Genomic DNA, 18,937 nt, shown 5'->3' on the forward strand with positions numbered 1-18,937 from the left:
AAAAATAATATTAGTAGGTGATTGTGATATGAGATTTGATGAAACATATTCAGGTAATGTTTTTATTAAAAGTCATCCAAATTATGAGGAATCGAAAGTAGTGCTTTATGGAATGCCAATGGATTGGACAGTTAGCTATCGCCCTGGTTCACGTTTTGGTCCTGCGCGTATTCGTGAAGTTTCAATTGGTTTAGAAGAGTATAGTCCATATTTAGATCGTGAATTAGACGATGTAAAATATTTCGATGCTGGTGATATTCCGTTGCCATTTGGTAATGCGCAAAAATCATTAGATTTAATCGAGGACTTTGTGAAAAAAGTGTTGGCTGATGGGAAAATTCCTGTTGGTATGGGTGGGGAGCATTTAGTTTCTTGGCCTGTAATGAAGGCAGTTTATGAAAAGTATAATGATTTAGCGATTATTCACTTTGATGCCCATACAGATTTACGTACTGAATATGAAGGAGAACCATTATCCCATTCAACACCTATTCGTAAAATTGCAGAGCATATCGGTCCGAAAAATGTTTATTCCTTTGGTATTCGTTCAGGTATGAAAGAAGAGTTTGATTGGGCACGCGAAAATGGCATGCACATTTCAAAATTTGAAGTGCTAGAGCCTTTAAAAGAAGTGCTTCCAAGCTTAGCAGGGCGCAATGTTTATGTAACAATCGATATTGATGTATTAGATCCTGCACATGCTCCCGGCACAGGAACGGTTGATGCAGGTGGTATTACTTCAAAAGAATTATTAGCATCCATCCATGCAATTGCTGGAAGTGGAGTGAATGTAGTGGGCTTTGACTTAGTGGAGGTAGCTCCCGTTTACGATCATTCTGAAATGACTGCTAACATCGCAAGCAAATTCATTCGTGAAATGATACTCGGTTGGGTGAAATAAATAATTAAGCAGCATGGGGAAATGAATTCTCCATGCTTTTTTAATTTGTAGATGGAGGATGGGGGTTTGAAACGGGGAGGGGCGATACGGACACAAAACAGGGCGATATAGACACAAATAGGGTGATATAGACACAAAATAGATCGATTCAGACACAAAACAGGGCGATAAAAAAGGTGGAAAATTGAGAAGGGCGATACGGACACAAAATAGGTCGATACAGACACAAAACAGGGCGATAAAAAAGGTAGAAAATTGAGAAGGGCGATACGGACACAAAATAGGGTGATATAGACACAAAATAGGGCGATATAGACACAAAATAGATCGATACGGACACAAAATAGATCGATAAAAATTCGAACACAAACTCAATCGAATACTTTCACAAATTTTTACGATCATTTTATTAGAACCCCAAACTTTATAGTTCCGTCTTGATTAATCTCTATCTTTCATCCTATAATAAATAGGTTATAAAAGGAAAAGGGAAGTGACCACAAACATGACGACGTTAGATATTGAAAAAAACGTGAAGATTAAATTAAATTCAACGATTCGCCCAACAGAAGGGGATCACGAATCTTATGAATTGTGGTTACAGGGATCCTTTATTCGAAAATCAAACAAAATGTATTTACGATACGAAGAAGTGTTAGATGGGAAGACGATTAGAACGACTGTAAAAATGAATGACCACAACGCATTTATATTAAGAAGTGGAGGCGTCAAAATGAGGCTACCATTTAATTTACAAGAAAAACAAAATGGTCATTATGATACAGAATACGGAACTTTACCAATACTGACAAAGACGCATCGATTAACTCATGTACATAATGATAATAATTCAATAGAAGGAAATTTCAACGTTCAATATGATTTGATCATTGGAGGACAATCCGTAGGGGAATATCAATTGGAAATACAATATTCGGAGGGTAAAGCATGAATGCAGTAGAACAATTACAACAATCGATAAAAGACGCTTTAGCAGAAGCGGTAATAAAAGCGGAGTTAGTCGAATCAACTTCAGAATTAAACATACATTTAGAGACACCAAAAGATAAAGCGAATGGTGACTTTGCAACGAATCTTGCGATGCAATTAACGAAAATCGCGAAAAAGCCACCTCGCGCCATTGCAGAAAGTATAGTAGAAAACCTTGTAACTGAAGGTACAGATATTGAGAAAGTCGATATTGCGGGCCCTGGTTTTATTAACATTACTGTTCGTAAAGACTTCCTTGCCGCTGTTGTAAAAGCTGTTAAAGAACAAGGTGAAAATTATGGTCGTTCGACAAGTGGGAACGGCGAGAAAATTCAAGTGGAGTTCGTGTCAGCAAACCCAACTGGTGACTTACATTTAGGACATGCTCGTGGTGCTGCATTTGGGGATTCTTTATGTAATGTGTTAGATTTTGCTGGTTATTCGGTTTCTCGAGAATACTATATTAACGATGCAGGCAATCAAATCAACAATCTTGCTTATTCATTAGAAGCACGTTATAAACAAGCTTTAGGATTAGAAGCAGAAATGCCAGAGGACGGTTATCATGGGCAAGATATTATTGACATTGCTTCTAAACTTGCTGAAAAATACGGTAACTCCATTTTAGAAAAATCAGATGAAGAGCGCTTTAATTTCTTCCGCGAAAATGGGTTACAGCTTGAATTAGATAAATTAAAAAGAGATTTAGAAAACTTCCGTGTTCGTTTTGATGTTTGGTATTCAGAAACTTCATTATATAAAAACGGAAAAATCGAGGTTGCTTTAGATAAATTAAAAGCAAACGGTCATGTATTTGAAGAGGAAGGTGCTACTTGGTTCCGCTCTACAACATTTGGAGATGACAAGGACCGTGTATTAGTGAAATCTGATGGCTCATTCACATACTTAACACCTGATATCGCATACCACGAAGATAAAATTCAACGCGGCTTTGATAAGCTAATCAATATTTGGGGTGCGGACCACCACGGATATATCCCTCGTATGAAAGCTGCCATTCAAGCGCTTGGTTATGATCGTGATAAATTAGAAGTCGAAGTTATTCAAATGGTTCAGCTATATAAAAATGGCGAAAAATATAAAATGAGTAAACGTACAGGGAATGCTGTTACGATGCGAGACTTAGTAGAAGAAGTAGGATTAGATGCAGTTCGTTATTACTTCGTAAAAACTGCTTGTGATTCTCATATGGACTTCGACTTAGACTTAGCTGTTTCACAATCAAATGAAAACCCGGTTTACTATGCACAATATGCTCATGCACGTATTTGTTCAATTTTACGCTCTGCCAAGGAGCAAGGCTTTGCATCTTCACTAGAAAACCTAGATTTATTGACTGCTGAAAAAGAAGAAGAAGTATTGAAAAAAGTTGGCTCATTCCCACAAATCGTGGCTGAAGCTGCTAAACATAGAACACCGCATAGAGTTGCGAACTTCATTCAAGAACTAGCAGCAAGCTTCCATAGCTTCTACAATGCTGAAAAAGTATTAAATCCTGATAATAAAGAATTAACAGAGGCTCGTTTAGCGCTTATTAATGCTGTACGTATCACACTTGCAAATGCATTGAAATTAATCGGTGTTAGCGCACCAGAAAAAATGTAGAACAGTTTAGTCCCCTAACCGTAGGGGGCTTTTTTTGTGAATTCGGAAATCCGCGAGTATTCCGCGTGAAAGCGCGAGTATTCTATTCAAAAGCGCGAGTATTTCCAAAAAAAGAAAGTGAATTATTTATATCCCCGTTATCATTTCTAAAAGTAATAATACCAATCCCTATCCTCAAGATATTCCATTCAACTAGTTTAATTGCTATATTTTTCTTAGTTACGAATGTTTTATTCTGCTAAAAGTAAAAATCTTGTTGAAGTTTACGTTAACGTAAATGCTATAATATTCCAAAAGGAACAGAGGTGATAAGGATGAAAACGATTAAGGAAGTCGCGAAGCTTTTCAATGTATCTACTAGAACTCTAAGGTATTACGAAGAAGTTGGACTGTTGTCTCCAAATCGTTCTCATTCAAATCAAAGAACCTTTTCAAAAAAAGAAATTGCAAAGTTGAAACTCATTTTTCGCGGCAAAAAATATGGCTTTTCACTTGATGAAATAAAGGAGATGGTGCTGCTATTTGATTTAGACAGAACAGGAGTTCAGCAGCTAGAGAGGACCGTTGAGTACGGGGAACAAAAAATGAAAGAAATTGAAGAAAAGATTGCAGAGCTTACGGTAATGAAAGAAGAGTTAATGGAATTGCATGGGACCTTTATTGAAAAATTAGCGAAAATAAAAGGGAGAGATGTTGATGAATAGTTCAAATTTGTTAGCAAGAAATGCCCGTAAGTATCCGACAAATGAAGCGGTTATTTGTCATGGACGTAGAGTGACTTATAAAGAGTTAGATGACCAAGTGAATCGTTTTAGTAATGCCTTAAAAAATCTAGGTATTCATCAAGGAGATAAAGTTTTAATCTTCATGCCAAATGTATTGGAATTTGTCGTTAGTTATTTTGCTATTCAGCGTATCGGAGCCATTGTAGTTCCGGTCAATGCGAAGTTTACATTAACAGAGGTGGAGTATGTTGCAGAACATGCTGAAGCAACAGCCATTCTTGTCCATGAAGCAATATTTGCAGCAGTCGAAAAGATTTCAAATGTCAATATAAAAATTAAAACAGGAGCATCACAGGAAGACTGGTACAGCTACAACGAATTAATTGTAAGCGGTAACAACAATGAAGTAGCTTGTCTATTAAAAGAAGATGATCTCTCCACAATTCTTTACACATCAGGAACGACAGGGAAACCAAAGGGGGTACTTTTCAGTTATCGTAATATTTTAGCGGTTGCACATATGATTGCTATTGAAATGGAAGTAAAGCCAGAAAGCCGCATACTATTGATGATGCCTCTTACACATTCAGCACCACTACATTTATTCCTTATGTCAGCAGTATTAGTAGGTGCGACGAATGTTCTAACACCTACATTCACACCGGATTTATTTATTGATTCTATTGAAACCGAAAAAACAACTCACTTCTTTGGAGCACCAGTTGCTTATTTAGTTACCGCATCTCATCCAAGACTTCGATCTGCAGATTTATCTTCAATGAAATGGTGGGTTTATGGAGGAGCACCACTTTCTGAAAAAGAAGTCCGTCATTTACAACAAGTATTCCAAACAGAAAACCTAACTTGTGTTTATGGCTTAACAGAAGGAGGCCCTTCAGGTTCATTACTATTCGGTTATGAGCATAAAGATAAGGCTGGTAGTATTGGAAAACGAGCGCCCTTTGGAACAGAACTGCGTATTGTGAATGAGGACGGGGAAGACGTGGCGGTAGGAGAAGTTGGAGAAGTAGTCCTATATGGCGAGGGGAATATGGTAGGCTATTACCGCGATGAGGAAGCAACGCAAGCTGCTTTTCTTGAAGGCTGGGTAAAAACAGGTGATCTAGCTCGCTATGATGAGGAGGGCTATATTTGGATAGTGGATCGTAAAAAAGATGTCATCATTTCAGGGGGAGTAAATATCTATCCAAAAGAAATAGAAGACCGTATTCTGCAATTTGAAGGCATTGTTGAAGTAGCTGTTGTTGGGGTTCCACATGAAGAATGGGGCGAAACGGTTAAAGCAATTTATGCAGCTAAAAAGCAAATAGACGAACAAGAGTTGAAAGATTATTTATCACAGCATTTAGCCAAATATAAAGTGCCTCGCATTTATGAACAAGTAGAAGCACTTCCACGTAATGCATCTGGAAAAATATTAAAGCAACAACTAAAACAACAGGTGGTGAGCTAATGAAGGTACTACAGTCAAAGGTGGAACGGGAAACGAATTTTTTTACAAACGACCATACGCTTCATAAAATATTGGAACAAATGCTAGACTCAGAGTTTTGTGATTTTGCTGGAAGAGAATTGGACGATTTTGGAAAGCTTGTTGCTGGTGAGATTGATGAACGCGCAAAGCACTCTGACCGAGAAGGTAAACCTCGTTTGGAGCGTTACAACAAATTCGGTGAAGAGGTATCAGAAGTTTGGGTGAATGAAGGATATAAGAAAACAATTGAACAAACTTATAACACAGGCATTGTTGGATATGTGCATAAGGAGATTCCACAATTGGGGAGAAAGGGAAACTACGTTTATAGTTTTGCGCAAGGTTATTTATTATCCCAAGCGGAACCAGGGATTTATTGTCCTGTGACTCTAACAATGGCAACAGCATATTTATTTGACCATTATGCAGATGAAGACTTGAAGGCAAAATTTCTCCCACATGTTTGTTCAACAGGAGATGTGAAACTGTACGAAGGAGCTACTTTTTTAACGGAACGTCAAGGTGGTTCAGACGTTGGTGCCAACATTGTAGAGGCGCGTTTCGATGGAAAAAATTATCGTCTATATGGTGAAAAGTACTTTGCATCGAATGCAGGAATGTGCGGGGTCGCAATGGTATTAGCTCGTATACCTGGTTCCTCGTCCGGTACGAGAGGATTAACCCTATTTGCTGTTCCATGGCGAAATGACGATGGTTCTGTAAATGGTTTGCGAATTCGTAGATTAAAAGATAAGTTAGGTGTTCGTGCTGTTCCAGCTGGAGAGGTAGAATTCGATGGGGCAGTCGGCTATGTCGTGGGTGATCCGAATAAAGGAATTTATTATATGCTGGAAGCTTTAAATCTTTCAAGAATTTGTAATGCGATTGCTTCTGTCGGGATTATGCGTAGAGCTTATTCGGAAGCAAAACATTATCTTTCAAACAGAGAAGCCTTTGGAGAGGTATTAACTAATTATCCGATGATTCAAGATTCACTTGCAAAGTTTGCAGCAAAAGTTCATGTGGAAGTAGCTACAACCTTTGATTTAATTCAATTGTATGATGTCGTAACAAGCGGTAATGGTTCGGAAAGGGACATCATTTTGAATCGTTTAAATATCGCCATTATAAAAAAAGAAACGGCTGAACAGGCGGTAAAATATGCGAGCGAGGCGATAGAACTCCATGGGGGCAATGGTTATATTGAAGATTTTGTAACACCAAGGCTGCTAAGGGATGCGCAGGTATTAACCGTTTGGGAGGGGACAGCAAACATCCTAGCACTCGAGGTCATCCGTCTATTCAAAAAATTTAGAGCGCATGAACTGTTTGTAACCGAAATGAATAATCGTTTATCACGAATAAAAAACAATTCACTTAAAGTCATTGTGCAGGAGAAATTAATGGAATTGGAAGAACAGCTGAAAATATTTGTTTCTTTGGATGATGCTATACAAAGCTTTGAAGGTAAAAAAATAGCAGAAAAGTTGGCATTAATGTATGAGAGTGTTGTGTCAGTAGAGTGGGCTGATAAATATGGTGGAAAATACGAAAAGCTTGCAGAAATATTTTTGGAGGGCAGTTGGGGACTTCGAAAATTAGGAGATCCGATGAAAACAGTCGAATACTTTTCAGATATTGTATAGGTAAGTTCATATAAAAATTTTATAGATTCAATGGAAACGCACAAAGTAATAAACTTACTTGTGCGTTTTTATTTGTCATAAATGATGATTTGATGGTTAATTATTACAAAATTTTAAAAACTTTATAATTCCGATAAAAAAACCTTGAAATACCTATTGACGAATAAATAATCAGAAAGTAAAATCAATTCAAATAGTTAACCGACTTTTCTTAGCGAAAAAGTAGGTATTAACGAATTCGGATTGAAAATTTATCTCAGGACGAGAAGAGGAGGATCTGACGTTATGAAGGATCTGTTCATAAAAACCGAGCAACAAAGAGAATGGCTAGAAAAATTATCAACACTTGAAGAACCATTTAAAGGGAATGCACAGCAAATTGATAAAGAATCAAGCTTCCCAAGTGAGCATATTCAAGCGTTACGAAAAATTGGTTATACGAAAATTACATTGCCAAAAGAACTAGGTGGAGAAGGCTTAAGTTTATATGAAACAATTTCATTACAGGAAACACTAGGGAGCTACGATGGTAGCACGGCATTGGCGATAGCTTGGACATTACTTACGGTTGGAGAATTGTTCGAAAATAAATATTGGGATTCGTCAAAATTAGAGGCATTTGCAAAAGAGGTAGAGCAAGGTGCCATTATTAATCGTGCGGTAAGTGAAGTGGCTACTGGAAGCCCAATTCGTGGTGGTCGTCCGGGAACACAGGCGGTACGTGAAGGGAATAAATGGGTGATTAATGGACGGAAAAGCTACACAACTGGATCACCTGAACTTGATTACTTCTTAACATCTGCATGGATTGAAGAAAAAGAAAAGGTTGGTTTTTTCTTAATTCATAAAGATACTCCTGGTTTATCTATCGATGAAACATGGGATGTTATCGCGATGCGTGGAACAGGAAGTCACGACTTATTGCTTAACAATGTAGCAGTTGATGAATCAGATTTAGTAGAGCTTCCAACATACAACACTGGGTTTAAATTGAATGGATGGTTACTTCTAATCCCTGCAACGTATTTAGGTATTGCTCAAGCAGCACGTGACTATGCACTTCGATTTGCTAACACGCATTCACCAAACAGTATTAAAGGAACGATTGCAACATTACCAAATGTTCAAAGCTATCTTGGGGAAATCGAATTAGAGCTTGCAACAGCCAGATTTGCACTTTATGGCGCAGCACAAAGCTATCAAGATTCAATACGAAAAGAAGCTGAAGGCCATACGCTAACAGAGGATGAAGGAATCGTTATCGTAAATGCAGTAAATACAGCAAAACATGTCGTGACAAATGCGGCAATAAAGGTTGTTGATAAAGCGATGCGCGTTGTTGGTGCAAAAAGCTTACAGCGTTCAAATCCGCTTCAACGCTATTATCGTGATGTTCGTGCAGGACTTCACAATCCACCAATGGATGATATTACAATTAAAAAATTAGCGGAATTTGCATTAAAACAAGATGAAACAAAAAAGGAGAATGAATATGAAGTTCAATAAATTATTAAAATTTGCTGTAGTTGGATTTGCTTCGATATCCATTTTAGCTGCATGTGGTAGTGGCGGTAGCGAACAATCTTCAGGTACAGCTGCAGAAGGTGGTAGCGAAGTTCGTATAGTAAAAGTTGCTTACGACCAAGCTGGTAAACCAATGACTTATATTGACGAAAACGGAAATCCAACAGGCTATGATGTAGAAGTAATGAAATTAGTTGACGAACTTTTACCAGAGTATCAATTTGATTACGTTGGAACAACAAGTGATGACTTATTAATTGGTGTTGAACAAGGGAAATATCATGTTGGTGTTAAAAATGCCTTCTGGACAGAAGAGCGTACGCAAAAATTCCTATACCCAGAAGAATTTTTAGGATTAAGTAGTGCAGGGCTTGTATTAAAGAAAGAAAATGAAAACATTAAAAACTTAAGCGACTTTGCATCTGCAGGTATGACTCTTGCTCCAATTGCTGCAAACAATGCTCAATATACAGTAATTGCTGAATACAACGAAGCAAACCCAGATAATCCGGTAAAGCTTCAAGCTGGTGAAGAGTTTACAGTAGACGTTGTTCAATGGGTAAACGAAGGTCGTGTCGATGGTGGGGTTATTATCGAAGGCGCATTTAAAGGTCAGGTATTGGAAGAGAACGGTCCATACTACAACTTAAAAGATGAAGTAGTTTACAATGAATTCGCAGTAATTAAAACATGGCCATTATTCAACAAAAATGAAGTGGAATTTGCTAAAGCTTACGATGAAGCTATTAAACAATTAAAAGAAACAGATAAACTACGCGAGTTAAGTATCGAATTTTATGGTAAAGATTTATTCGAAGTGTTAGACCAAGTAGAACGATAATTAAATAGCGTAAGGGCTGCCAGCAGTCAGTTGCTAGGGAGCCCTTTCTATATCTATGATAGGTTTGTCCAACTGTTAAATTTAATAAAATGGGAAAAGACAAATATTATTGCTTTTACTTTTAGTCCAACAATGTTTTGAAATGAAAAGTATAGAGTTGACTATAATTCTAGTAATAGCTTGATTTTGGGTAAGGAAAGTGGTGAAGTTAGGTGGAAAAATATTTCGATATAAATTACCTGTGGACGGCGCTTCCACAGCTATTACCTTATCTTTGGATTACATTATTCGTTGCTGCTTTAGCCGTTATTTTTGGTAGTTTATTAGGTTTAGTGATTGCTGTTTTTAAATTATCGAAAAATCGATTTTTACGTTTTCTTGCAAATAGCTATATTACGATAATGCGCTGTACGCCTTCAATAGTATTGCTTTTTCTTGTATATTATGGGATTCCCGCTTTTGCAGACTACTTCTTTGGCATCTATTTACAAGATGTACATACAGGGGTATTTGTCGTCATAACATTCAGCTTGCAGTTTGCTGCGATGATGGCTGAAGTTATCCGTTCAGCTTATTTAGCGGTTGATAAAGGTCAATACGAGGCTGCGGTAAGTGTTGGATTGACGCCATTCCAAGCAATGAGAAGAATTCTTTTCCCGCAGGCTGTTGTAATCGCGTTGCCGAACTTCGGTAACGGGTTAATCTCTGTCTTACAAGAGGGTGCACTTGCTTATACAATCGGATTTATTGATATCGTTGGAAAAGCAAATTTAATTATCGCAAATAATTACAATACACATGCTTTAGAAATATACATCGCGCTAGCTGTATTCTATTGGGTGCTTTCAATCGCAATTGAGAAGTTCTTTACAAAGCTTGAAAAAGTGTTCAGTAAAGGGCAACGTTCATTAAAGACTAGTTAGGGAGGCGAAAAAAGATGAACTCAAGCTTTATCAATATGGGATTTTTAATTGATACATTTTTTGTTGCATTGAGCGGTGTTCCTGTTGCGCTTCTTGTAACAGTCGTAGCAATGGCAATTGCAGTGCCCATCGGTTTTTTCCTTGCCTTAACGAGAATAAATGAAATACCTATATTAAATGGTTTTACAAAGGTTTATGTGTCGTTTGTAAGAGGGACGCCAATTATTATTCAAATTTTTGTTTTATATAGTATTATTCCACTTATCCTTGCAGGGATCTTTGAAAAATATAATATTGATTTTCCTATCTATGAGGTAAATCCATTGTGGTATGCATTTATTATTTTTTCTTTCAATACTGCTGCTATTTTAGTAGAAGTATTTCGTTCTGCCTTGAAAACCGTTAGTGCTGGGCAATTAGAAGCGGCGCATGTTGTTGGGTTAACAACTGCGCAAGCTTATCGTCGTATTATTATTCCGCAAATGCTTGTATCTGCAATGCCAAACTTATGTAATGCGACGATTAATCTAATAAAAGCAACATCCCTTGGATATGCGATTTCATTACAAGAAATTACATTAAAAGCAAAGGTGGAGGCAAATGTCGGATACAACTATTTAGAAGCATATATTGATATTTTTATCGTTTATTTGATTTTATGTATTACGGTTGAATATTTATTTAAAGTAGCTGAAAAACGATTAAGTCGCTATAAAGCGCCGGTAACTGCGTAAGGAGGGGTAATAATGTTAGAAATAAAAAATGTTCATAAATCTTTTGGGAAAAACGAAATATTAAAAGGGGTAGATCTCAACATAGATAAAGGTGATGTAGTTGTTATTTTGGGGCCTAGTGGTTCTGGTAAAACGACACTTCTACGTTGCATTAACTTTTTAGAAAGAGCGGATGAAGGGACAGCGAGATTTGGAGATTTATCTGTAGATCTACATTCTGCATCAAAAAAAGAAGTTTTAGAGGTTCGTAAAAAAACAGCTTTTGTATTCCAAAATTATAATTTATTTAATAATAAAACGGCTATCGAAAATGTAGCGGAAGGGTTGTTGATTGGACGAAAAGTTCCAAAGGATGAAGCGTTTAAAACTGCTAGAGAAGCCCTGGATAAAGTGGGTTTATCAGATAAATATGATTCCTACCCAAGTCAATTGTCAGGTGGTCAACAACAACGGGTGGGCATTGCTCGCGCTGTTGCGTTAAATCCAGATGTGATTTTATTTGATGAGCCAACTTCTGCCCTTGACCCAGAGCTTGTAGGAGAAGTGTTGGAGGTAATGAAGGAAATCGCTCGTGAAGGAACGACAATGCTTGTGGTAACACATGAAATGGGCTTTGCAAAGGACGTGGCAAAAAAGGTGATTTTCATGGATGGTGGGAACATCGTAGAAGAAGGTACACCTCATGAAATTTTTGTCACGCCAAAAGAAGAACGTACTCGTCGTTTCTTACGCCGTGTACTTCCCGGCGAATATGATTTTGAGATATAGAATTTGACGAATGAACCAGTCCAGTAAGTGGGCTGGTTTTTGTTTGCCAATAGTAGGGGGCGGTGAAGCGAGAATGTACCGCGAGTATTTAGTTCAAAACCGCGAGTATTTGATCCGAAAGCGCGAGTATTTCACGTAAATCGTCGTTTACTTCAGTGAAAAGTAAGTATATTCAACCATCCATTAGTTTTTCTGAAGCTCCGAGCCTAAGTACTAGCATTACTCCAATGAAAACTCACCCAATAGCACCATATTAGAATATACGTTATAATAACGTTAATTTTTTAGTTCGTTAAACGAAAGAGCTATATCAAAAGTTTAGAGGTAAATCTATGAAAAAAATGATTATTGCTTATTTCTCCTCTATAATCGTACTACTTATTAGCATTTGGCTAGGAGTTTCCATTGGAGCTGTTGATATTCCCGTTTCGGCTTTATGGGATGAAGCTGCCAATCCAAATACATATGCAATTTTATGGAGTATTCGAATGCCGAGGGTAATTTTAGCAGGGTTAGTTGGAGCTTCACTTGCCATTGCAGGTGCTGCATTTCAGGGGCTACTTAAAAATCCATTGGCAGATCCTTATACTTTAGGTGTTTCCTCAGGAGCGTCAGTTGGAGCAGTTGCGACCATCTTCTTTGGAATCACAATTTTCGGATCACTTACATTGCCAATTTTCGGAATGATTTTTGCCATCATTACAATGTTTGTCGTGCTAACATTTGCTCGACTTGTGGATCGCTCTATGAAAATGGAGACGCTTATTTTAACAGGGGTTATATTTAGTTCATTTTTAGGCTCGTGTATATCTCTTATGATCTCCCTTACTGGTGAACAGCTGAGAGAAGTGATTGGTTGGCTACTTGGGAGTGTCTCGATGCGCGGATGGCCATATGTGACGATGATTTTGCCATTTGTTATCATTGGCTCTATCATTTTATGGTTCTATCGTAGGGAATTAAATGCCATGATGTACGGAGATGAGCGTGCGCACTCATTAGGTGTTAATGTGAAGCGTAGCAAGTTTGCGGTACTTATCGTAGGATCAATGCTTACAGGTGCTGCTGTTGCTGTATCTGGGACAATCGGATTTGTTGGACTTGTTGTGCCGCATATGACAAGGATGCTTTGGGGAACAGATCATCGACATTTGTTAACGTTATCCTTTTTAAACGGTGCATCTTTATTAATCATCTGTGACCTTGTATCTAGAACAATTATAAGTCCATCCGAATTTCCGATAGGAGTTATTACGGCCTTTATTGGCGCTCCGGTTTTTGCATATATATTCTACAAACAAAGAAGAGGCAAGGGGGGAGCATAGTTGCTAAAAGTAGAAAATTTAACAGGTGGCTATAGTTCAACTCCAATTATTAAAGATGTTTCATTTAAAGTAGAAAAAGGTACAATGCTTGGCATTCTTGGGCCAAACGGATGCGGTAAATCGACACTTCTAAAATTGATTAGTGGCATTATAACTCCTACAACGGGATCTGTATTCATTGATCAAGTTAATCAAAATCATTATTCCGCGAAAGAGTTAGCAAAGAAAATGACTGTCCTTCCACAGCTACACGGGTCATCATTTTCAAATACAGTTAGGGATACCGTATCTATCGGACGATATCCACATCAAAAAGGGTTTTTTTCTTCATGGTCAAATACAGATGAAGAAGCAGTTGTAGGTGCAATGAATCAAACGGGCGTTACGCCATTTGAACATATATTCATTGAAAATTTATCTGGTGGGGAGCGACAAAGGGTTTTCATTGCACAGGCTTTAGCTCAGAAATCTGATTTATTATTGCTGGATGAACCGACAAACCATTTGGATATCGCACATCAACAGCAGCTTTTAGATATGATAAGAAAAGAAGTTGTCGACCAAGGATTGACAGTTGTATCGGTATTTCACGATATTAATTTAGCCTCCTTGTACTGTGATCGAATTTTACTAATGGATTCTGGTGTTGTAAGAGCCTTTGGTGAGCCGCATGAAGTGTTACTAGAGGGTGATATTATGGATGTTTACCATGCAAAAGTTGCCTCTCATGCCCATCCAGTACAACCAAAACCACAAATAACATTATTACCTGAAATTCAAAATGATGGGATTAATAATAAAGTAACGATTAACAACATAAAAAAATGCAATGAGTATGTAATGTTAAAAACAGATTTTCCTTTAAGAGTATTATCTTCAGCTGTTCATAATGCAGGGCTTGGCTGGTATTCGATATTATTGAATAGAACGGTACAACAAAACTATCACATTGAGCAGGTGAAGGAAGAATATTTGCAGTATATTATGAATGAAGGATTGTCTCCAACAAACACCGTTGGGATGATGACGGCAGTTGACACACAAGACGCAGTAATAAAAAGCTATGACGCTTCTTTTGGAACTGTTTTCGTAATTGTTACAGCAGGTGTGGGAAATGCTATCGATGTTTCAAAGGCCTACACGAGAGATGATCAACAGTATATCGGAACAATAAATACATGGATTATTATTAACGGAAATTTATCTGATGAAGCCTTTGTTCAGGGGATGATGACTGCAACAGAGGCAAAAACGAAGGCACTACAACACGAAAAAGTGTATGATACAATATCAAATACGATTGCCACTGGTACACCAACGGATAGTTTGCTTATTGCAGCTACACAGCAAGGCAAGCTTATGCAATATGCGGGGCCGATAACTGAGGTAGGAAAAGTTATTGGGAGAGGTGTTTTTGAAGCAATTAGTGAAGCAATTCAAAATTCACGAAAAGGGGAATAGGAAATGAAACTGTATACAAAAACAGGGGATAAGGGTAAAACAAGTTTAATGGGTGGCCGTGTGAATAAAGATGATTTACGTGTGGAAGCATACGGTACAATTGATGAATTGAATTCATTCATTGGAAAAGCAATGACGGAATTGGATGCAAATCTATTTAAAGATATATTGGAGGATTTGGAGACAATTCAGCATGAGCTTTTTGATTGTGGGGGCGACTTAGCAAATGTGATGAAGGAAAGAAAATATAAATTGCAGGAAGCTTCGATTGAAGTATTAGAAAAAAGAATCGATGCTTTAACTGAAGAAGTACCGCCGTTAAAAAGATTTATTTTACCTGGTGGGACGCAAGCTGCTGCAACCCTTCATATTGCCAGAACAGTATGTCGCCGAGCTGAACGTCGCGTAGTAACATTAATGAATGCTGTTGAAGATGTCCCGTCAATTGTTCAAAAATATTTAAATCGCTTATCAGATTACTTCTTCGCAGTTGCTCGTGCAGTAAATTATCGATTGAACGTAAATGATGTAGAATATATCCGTAGTGGAGATGTATTTAAATAAAATAAAGCCTAAAACATCAAAGTTTGAAGTGCTCCCTGTCAAGTAGACAGTGGAAATAATTAAAATTAAGTTATGCGGCCTTAATCCTGTATTCCATAGGGCTAAGGCCGTTTCATTTTTCTTGATAACGGTTGTAATTATAAAATTTTATGTATTCTTCATTCAACTCGTCTAAGGTTAAATATTTATGTTGTATTTTGCAAGATAAAAGTGCAGAGAATTGCAACGAAAAATACAGAGTGTTGCCACCCAATATTTTCACTATTTTCTCGACAATGCGTTGGCTAAACGAAAGCTCTGCCCCGTATATGAAATGATATAGGGATGGTGAATCAAGCGATCCACTAAAGCAGCCGTTAAACGTGAATCTGAGAAAATACGATTCCACTGACTGAATTCTAAATTAGACGTAATAATTAAGCTTTTTTGTTCGTAACACTCTGATATAATTTGAAACAATAATTTTGCTCCTTCTTCCCCAAAAGGAAGATAACCCATTTCATCTAAAATCATCATATCCACTTTCTTTCTCTAACTTGCTACGAAACTGCTTTAATTTCCCCATCATAAGTGCTTGCTCTAATTCTTCAACTAAATGCGATATACCCGAAGGGAAGCATATCACAATTAGAGGTGCAGTTTTTCTATGGGTAAAAGAATTAGAAAAGTATATTGAGTACTCTAATACCAAACGAATTAAGACAAAATTAAAAGGCATGAGTCCAGTACAATACCGAACTCATCAACAATCTGCCTAATGAATTAACCGTGTCTAACTTTTAGGGATCACTTCACAAATAACGGGGTTTTTATTAAGATGAATTTGTAAAATTTACAATTATATTGAAATAAAAAACCCTAGTACCATGATTTTTTATAATCGTTGGTCTAGAGATTTTAATATAACCAAAAGGAGTTGAAATAAAAGATATTTTATCTATTCAATTTGAATAGGCTACCATAATTATATATAAGGAGTTAAAATTATGTTGAGTAGAAAATTATATTCTGCAGTTCTAACAGCTATTCTTTGTTATTTTGTAGTACCCTTAGTTATATGTATTTTCTAATAACCCTATAGATAACTATTTTGCTATTGGTTTTGTGGTAAGTATAACAACTGTCCCTGCTCTTTTTATAGGGGGAGTAACTTTTTCAATTCTCATAGAGTTATTTAGTAAAAGTAATCATTTTTTAATCACTTATATCAAACATTTAGCATGTGGAATACTAATAGCAGGAGTTTATTCTCTAATGGGAATCACATTTAACTTGCTACATTACTCAACTATAGCATTTATTTATGTAACGATTTTCTTTATAATTGACTTATTAGTTAAGTACTTGGAAAGTAAACATATTGAATAATAAAAATAACAGCCCCTTTACACATTAAAATATGGTTAAGGGGCTGTATACTTCATGGATGACTTACGTGGGGCTGTAGTTGAATTACGTACTTCAACAATTGGGCGCGTTTAGGTACTGCACCCCAAAAGTTAGTTTTTTACTCTAACTTTTGGGGTGCAGATCATTCTTTAATAAGAAATATGTCTTTATTCATGAAAAGTGCCATATTTTGGAATAACATCTAAAAGGATTCTGGATATTTAAGTTGAAATTTTAACTGAGATAGTGAAATAGCACTCTTAAAGGAACGGGCTTGTTTAGGAAAGGGGAAGATGATAAATGGAAATTACAGAGCAGTTAGATATGGTGCAATTTGAAAGCGGTGAAACAATCGTGTTTAGTAGCTTTCTCACGGGCAATCAGTGTTTTTGCAATCTTTGAAACGACACCGCACTTCTGAAATTGGTAGCGCTTGAACCATTCTTTTAATCGTCGTTTTGCTTGTGTCATTGTAATTGCTTTCAAAACATATCTCATGTGATTTAACGCTTGATAAATGCGCTTCGTATGAAAATCTTCTTTCTTCCATTCAGCCACAAACCCACGTTCTTCAGCTGTTAATTCTTCTGACTTCCGTGCTAAGCAGCGGTCTATAAAACGTGATTTATGATGCTTTTTCGCTTCATCTAAATACCGTCTACGTCTTTGCTGAGCATCCGTGAAAAATTGGACGAGGTGAAAACGATCTAGCACGTGAATAGCGAATGGAAATACAGTTTGAATTGCATAGGCCATTGCCGGTGCCAAATCACTCACGACTGCACGAATAGTACCCGTTATTTTTTGTAAAACAGACGTAATTGCTTCTTGATTTCGGTGTGGGAGAATAGCCAAAATGCGCCCTGTTTTCGTATTTAACACGCTTGTCGCGTAGTTGTGTCCTTTGCGAAGGGCAAATTCATCAACACAAATCTGTTTCGCTGATTCTTCTACTAATTGGTCCGGTGCATACAAGTAAAACCAACGTTCCACGGTTGTATAAGGGAGATGATATTCACACGAAACATCCTTAATGGAGCGACCCTGACACCGCTTGATAATTTGCATACGAAATGCCTCTGTCGAGGAACGAACAAGTCCTAATCCATAGTTGTAGGAGAAAGTGAATCCACAGTTTTTACAACGTTGACGAGGCACAAAAAGCTCAATCCATAACATACCGATATTCCATGCATAGCCGTGGCGAAAACGAGCTTGGTCTGATCATGCCGGACGGTATGACCTTGGCAAATCGGGCACATGATTGTTTGTGGGCACACTTCTACCGGAAAGACGTTCGGCTCTTCTTCAGTTGGTAGAGAAATTGTAAAAAAGGAGGGTAAAGGTAAATTTAATTTGATAAACTGTGTGTACAAAGCGAAAACTCCAATCGTGTTTTGTCTAGGCAACAATTACGATACACGAGTTTTCGCTTTTATTCTATAACAAAATGTAAAATAATTGAATATTTGATAGATAAACCCCAAGTTATGGTGATTAACCGTAAAATGGAAAAAATGTAAATTAATATTGAAATCTTCTAAATCATAAATTATATTAAGTATAAGCACTTAAAAACTTAAAAAGGAGGCATAAAATGGTAAATAAGAAAAGCTTAATTATTAAGGTGCTTACAGTTACTTCTATGTTGTTCGGTGTATTAATATTTTTAATAATTACAAGTAATAAACCTTTAGAAGAAGTTAATAAAGGTAGTGATAATGACCAAGAATTGAGTTCCTCAGAATTAATTATTCCTACCAAAGAATATATTTTAAAAAATGGTTTCCCGAAAAATGAAAAAGGGGAAACATATGGACCAGATATGGGAAACTTAATTCTTGATGAACCTGTCTTATCGCTAACAGAAGGTGAGAATGGAGTATTAGGTTATATTTATCGACCTAAAGGTATATCTTCGCCAAGTGAGTTAGAGGAGTATAATAAATCACGTGAAAAATCGACTCCTTTATATTTGCAAGATGGCGAAACAGTAATTGGTACATATTATTTTAATTAAGGGGT

At 37.0% G+C, this 18,937-nt stretch carries 16 protein-coding genes and 2 pseudogenes; 16 read left to right on the plus strand and 2 right to left on the minus strand.

All coding sequences use genetic code 11. The features are described 5' to 3' along the window. Positions 1–28 precede the first annotated feature (28 nt). The 14 genes from speB to CD30_RS01130 all read left to right on the plus strand — a co-directional run bounded on the left by speB (position 29) and on the right by CD30_RS01130 (position 15,523). Complete coding sequence (speB, locus tag CD30_RS01065) at positions 29–901, plus strand: agmatinase (RefSeq protein ID WP_036171157.1); 873 nt, start codon at positions 29–31, stop codon at positions 899–901. A 505-nt stretch (positions 902–1,406) separates the two neighbouring features. After that, entirely contained in the window at positions 1,407–1,853 is a 447-nt protein-coding gene (locus CD30_RS01070; protein WP_036171159.1) for a YwiB family protein, read from the plus strand. After that, on the plus strand, positions 1,850–3,517 hold the full coding sequence (argS, locus tag CD30_RS01075) for an arginine--tRNA ligase (RefSeq protein WP_036171161.1): 1,668 nt from the start codon (positions 1,850–1,852) through the stop codon (positions 3,515–3,517). The genes CD30_RS01070 and argS overlap by 4 nt, the downstream gene beginning before the upstream one ends. Positions 3,518–3,831: 314 nt before the next feature. Further along, on the plus strand, positions 3,832–4,221 hold the full coding sequence (locus CD30_RS01080) for a MerR family transcriptional regulator (RefSeq protein ID WP_036171164.1): 390 nt from the start codon (positions 3,832–3,834) through the stop codon (positions 4,219–4,221). Continuing rightward, entirely contained in the window at positions 4,214–5,716 is a 1,503-nt protein-coding gene (locus CD30_RS01085; RefSeq protein ID WP_036171167.1) for a class I adenylate-forming enzyme family protein, read from the plus strand. Before CD30_RS01080 ends, CD30_RS01085 begins: the two co-directional genes overlap by 8 nt. Then, positions 5,716–7,383, plus strand: coding sequence for an acyl-CoA dehydrogenase family protein (locus CD30_RS01090; RefSeq protein ID WP_036171170.1), 1,668 nt, complete (start codon positions 5,716–5,718; stop codon positions 7,381–7,383). Before CD30_RS01085 ends, CD30_RS01090 begins: the two co-directional genes overlap by 1 nt. Before the next feature lie 285 nt (positions 7,384–7,668). After that, positions 7,669–8,889 (plus strand): acyl-CoA dehydrogenase family protein, encoded by a 1,221-nt coding sequence (locus CD30_RS01095; RefSeq protein WP_036171174.1) that lies wholly within the window; start codon positions 7,669–7,671, stop codon positions 8,887–8,889. Continuing rightward, a complete protein-coding gene (locus CD30_RS01100; RefSeq protein ID WP_036171177.1) occupies positions 8,876–9,748 on the plus strand; it encodes a transporter substrate-binding domain-containing protein in 873 nt (290 codons plus the stop codon). Before CD30_RS01095 ends, CD30_RS01100 begins: the two co-directional genes overlap by 14 nt. Positions 9,749–9,960: 212 nt before the next feature. After that, the gene (locus CD30_RS01105) at positions 9,961–10,671 is read left to right on the plus strand and encodes an amino acid ABC transporter permease (protein WP_036171180.1); all 711 of its coding nucleotides are present in this window, start codon (positions 9,961–9,963) and stop codon (positions 10,669–10,671) included. Between the two features lie 14 nt (positions 10,672–10,685). After that, complete coding sequence (locus tag CD30_RS01110; RefSeq protein WP_235801982.1) at positions 10,686–11,405, plus strand: amino acid ABC transporter permease; 720 nt, start codon at positions 10,686–10,688, stop codon at positions 11,403–11,405. Between the two features lie 12 nt (positions 11,406–11,417). Continuing rightward, complete coding sequence (locus CD30_RS01115) at positions 11,418–12,173, plus strand: amino acid ABC transporter ATP-binding protein (protein WP_036171183.1); 756 nt, start codon at positions 11,418–11,420, stop codon at positions 12,171–12,173. 332 nt (positions 12,174–12,505) lie between these two features. Continuing rightward, on the plus strand, positions 12,506–13,498 hold the full coding sequence (locus CD30_RS01120) for a FecCD family ABC transporter permease (RefSeq protein WP_036171186.1): 993 nt from the start codon (positions 12,506–12,508) through the stop codon (positions 13,496–13,498). Then, complete coding sequence (locus CD30_RS01125) at positions 13,499–14,959, plus strand: adenosylcobinamide amidohydrolase (protein ID WP_036171189.1); 1,461 nt, start codon at positions 13,499–13,501, stop codon at positions 14,957–14,959. Between the two features lie 3 nt (positions 14,960–14,962). Then, positions 14,963–15,523: a cob(I)yrinic acid a,c-diamide adenosyltransferase gene (locus CD30_RS01130; RefSeq protein WP_036171192.1), complete on the plus strand. Its 561-nt coding sequence runs from the start codon at positions 14,963–14,965 to the stop codon at positions 15,521–15,523. A 261-nt stretch (positions 15,524–15,784) separates the two neighbouring features. On the opposite strand, the pseudogene CD30_RS01135 reads toward CD30_RS01130, so the two are convergent. After that, a pseudogene (locus CD30_RS01135) lies at positions 15,785–16,127 on the minus strand (ATP-binding protein); the annotation flags it as partial. 52 nt (positions 16,128–16,179) lie between these two features. On the opposite strand from CD30_RS01135, the pseudogene CD30_RS19685 reads away from it, so the two are divergent. Continuing rightward, positions 16,180–16,281: pseudogene (locus CD30_RS19685) on the plus strand (IS3 family transposase); the annotation flags it as partial. 949 nt (positions 16,282–17,230) lie between these two features. On the opposite strand, the gene CD30_RS01140 reads toward CD30_RS19685, so the two are convergent. Beyond that, positions 17,231–18,070 (minus strand): transposase, encoded by an 840-nt coding sequence (locus tag CD30_RS01140; protein ID WP_211254617.1) that lies wholly within the window; start codon positions 18,068–18,070, stop codon positions 17,231–17,233. A 439-nt stretch (positions 18,071–18,509) separates the two neighbouring features. Between CD30_RS01140 and CD30_RS01145 the strand changes: the two genes are divergently transcribed. Further along, positions 18,510–18,932 (plus strand): hypothetical protein, encoded by a 423-nt coding sequence (locus CD30_RS01145; protein WP_036171195.1) that lies wholly within the window; start codon positions 18,510–18,512, stop codon positions 18,930–18,932. The last annotated feature ends 5 nt before the right edge of the window (positions 18,933–18,937 follow it).

This window comes from Ureibacillus massiliensis 4400831 = CIP 108448 = CCUG 49529 (assembly GCF_000772965.1).
In the GTDB taxonomy this organism is placed as follows: domain Bacteria; phylum Bacillota; class Bacilli; order Bacillales_A; family Planococcaceae; genus Ureibacillus; species Ureibacillus massiliensis.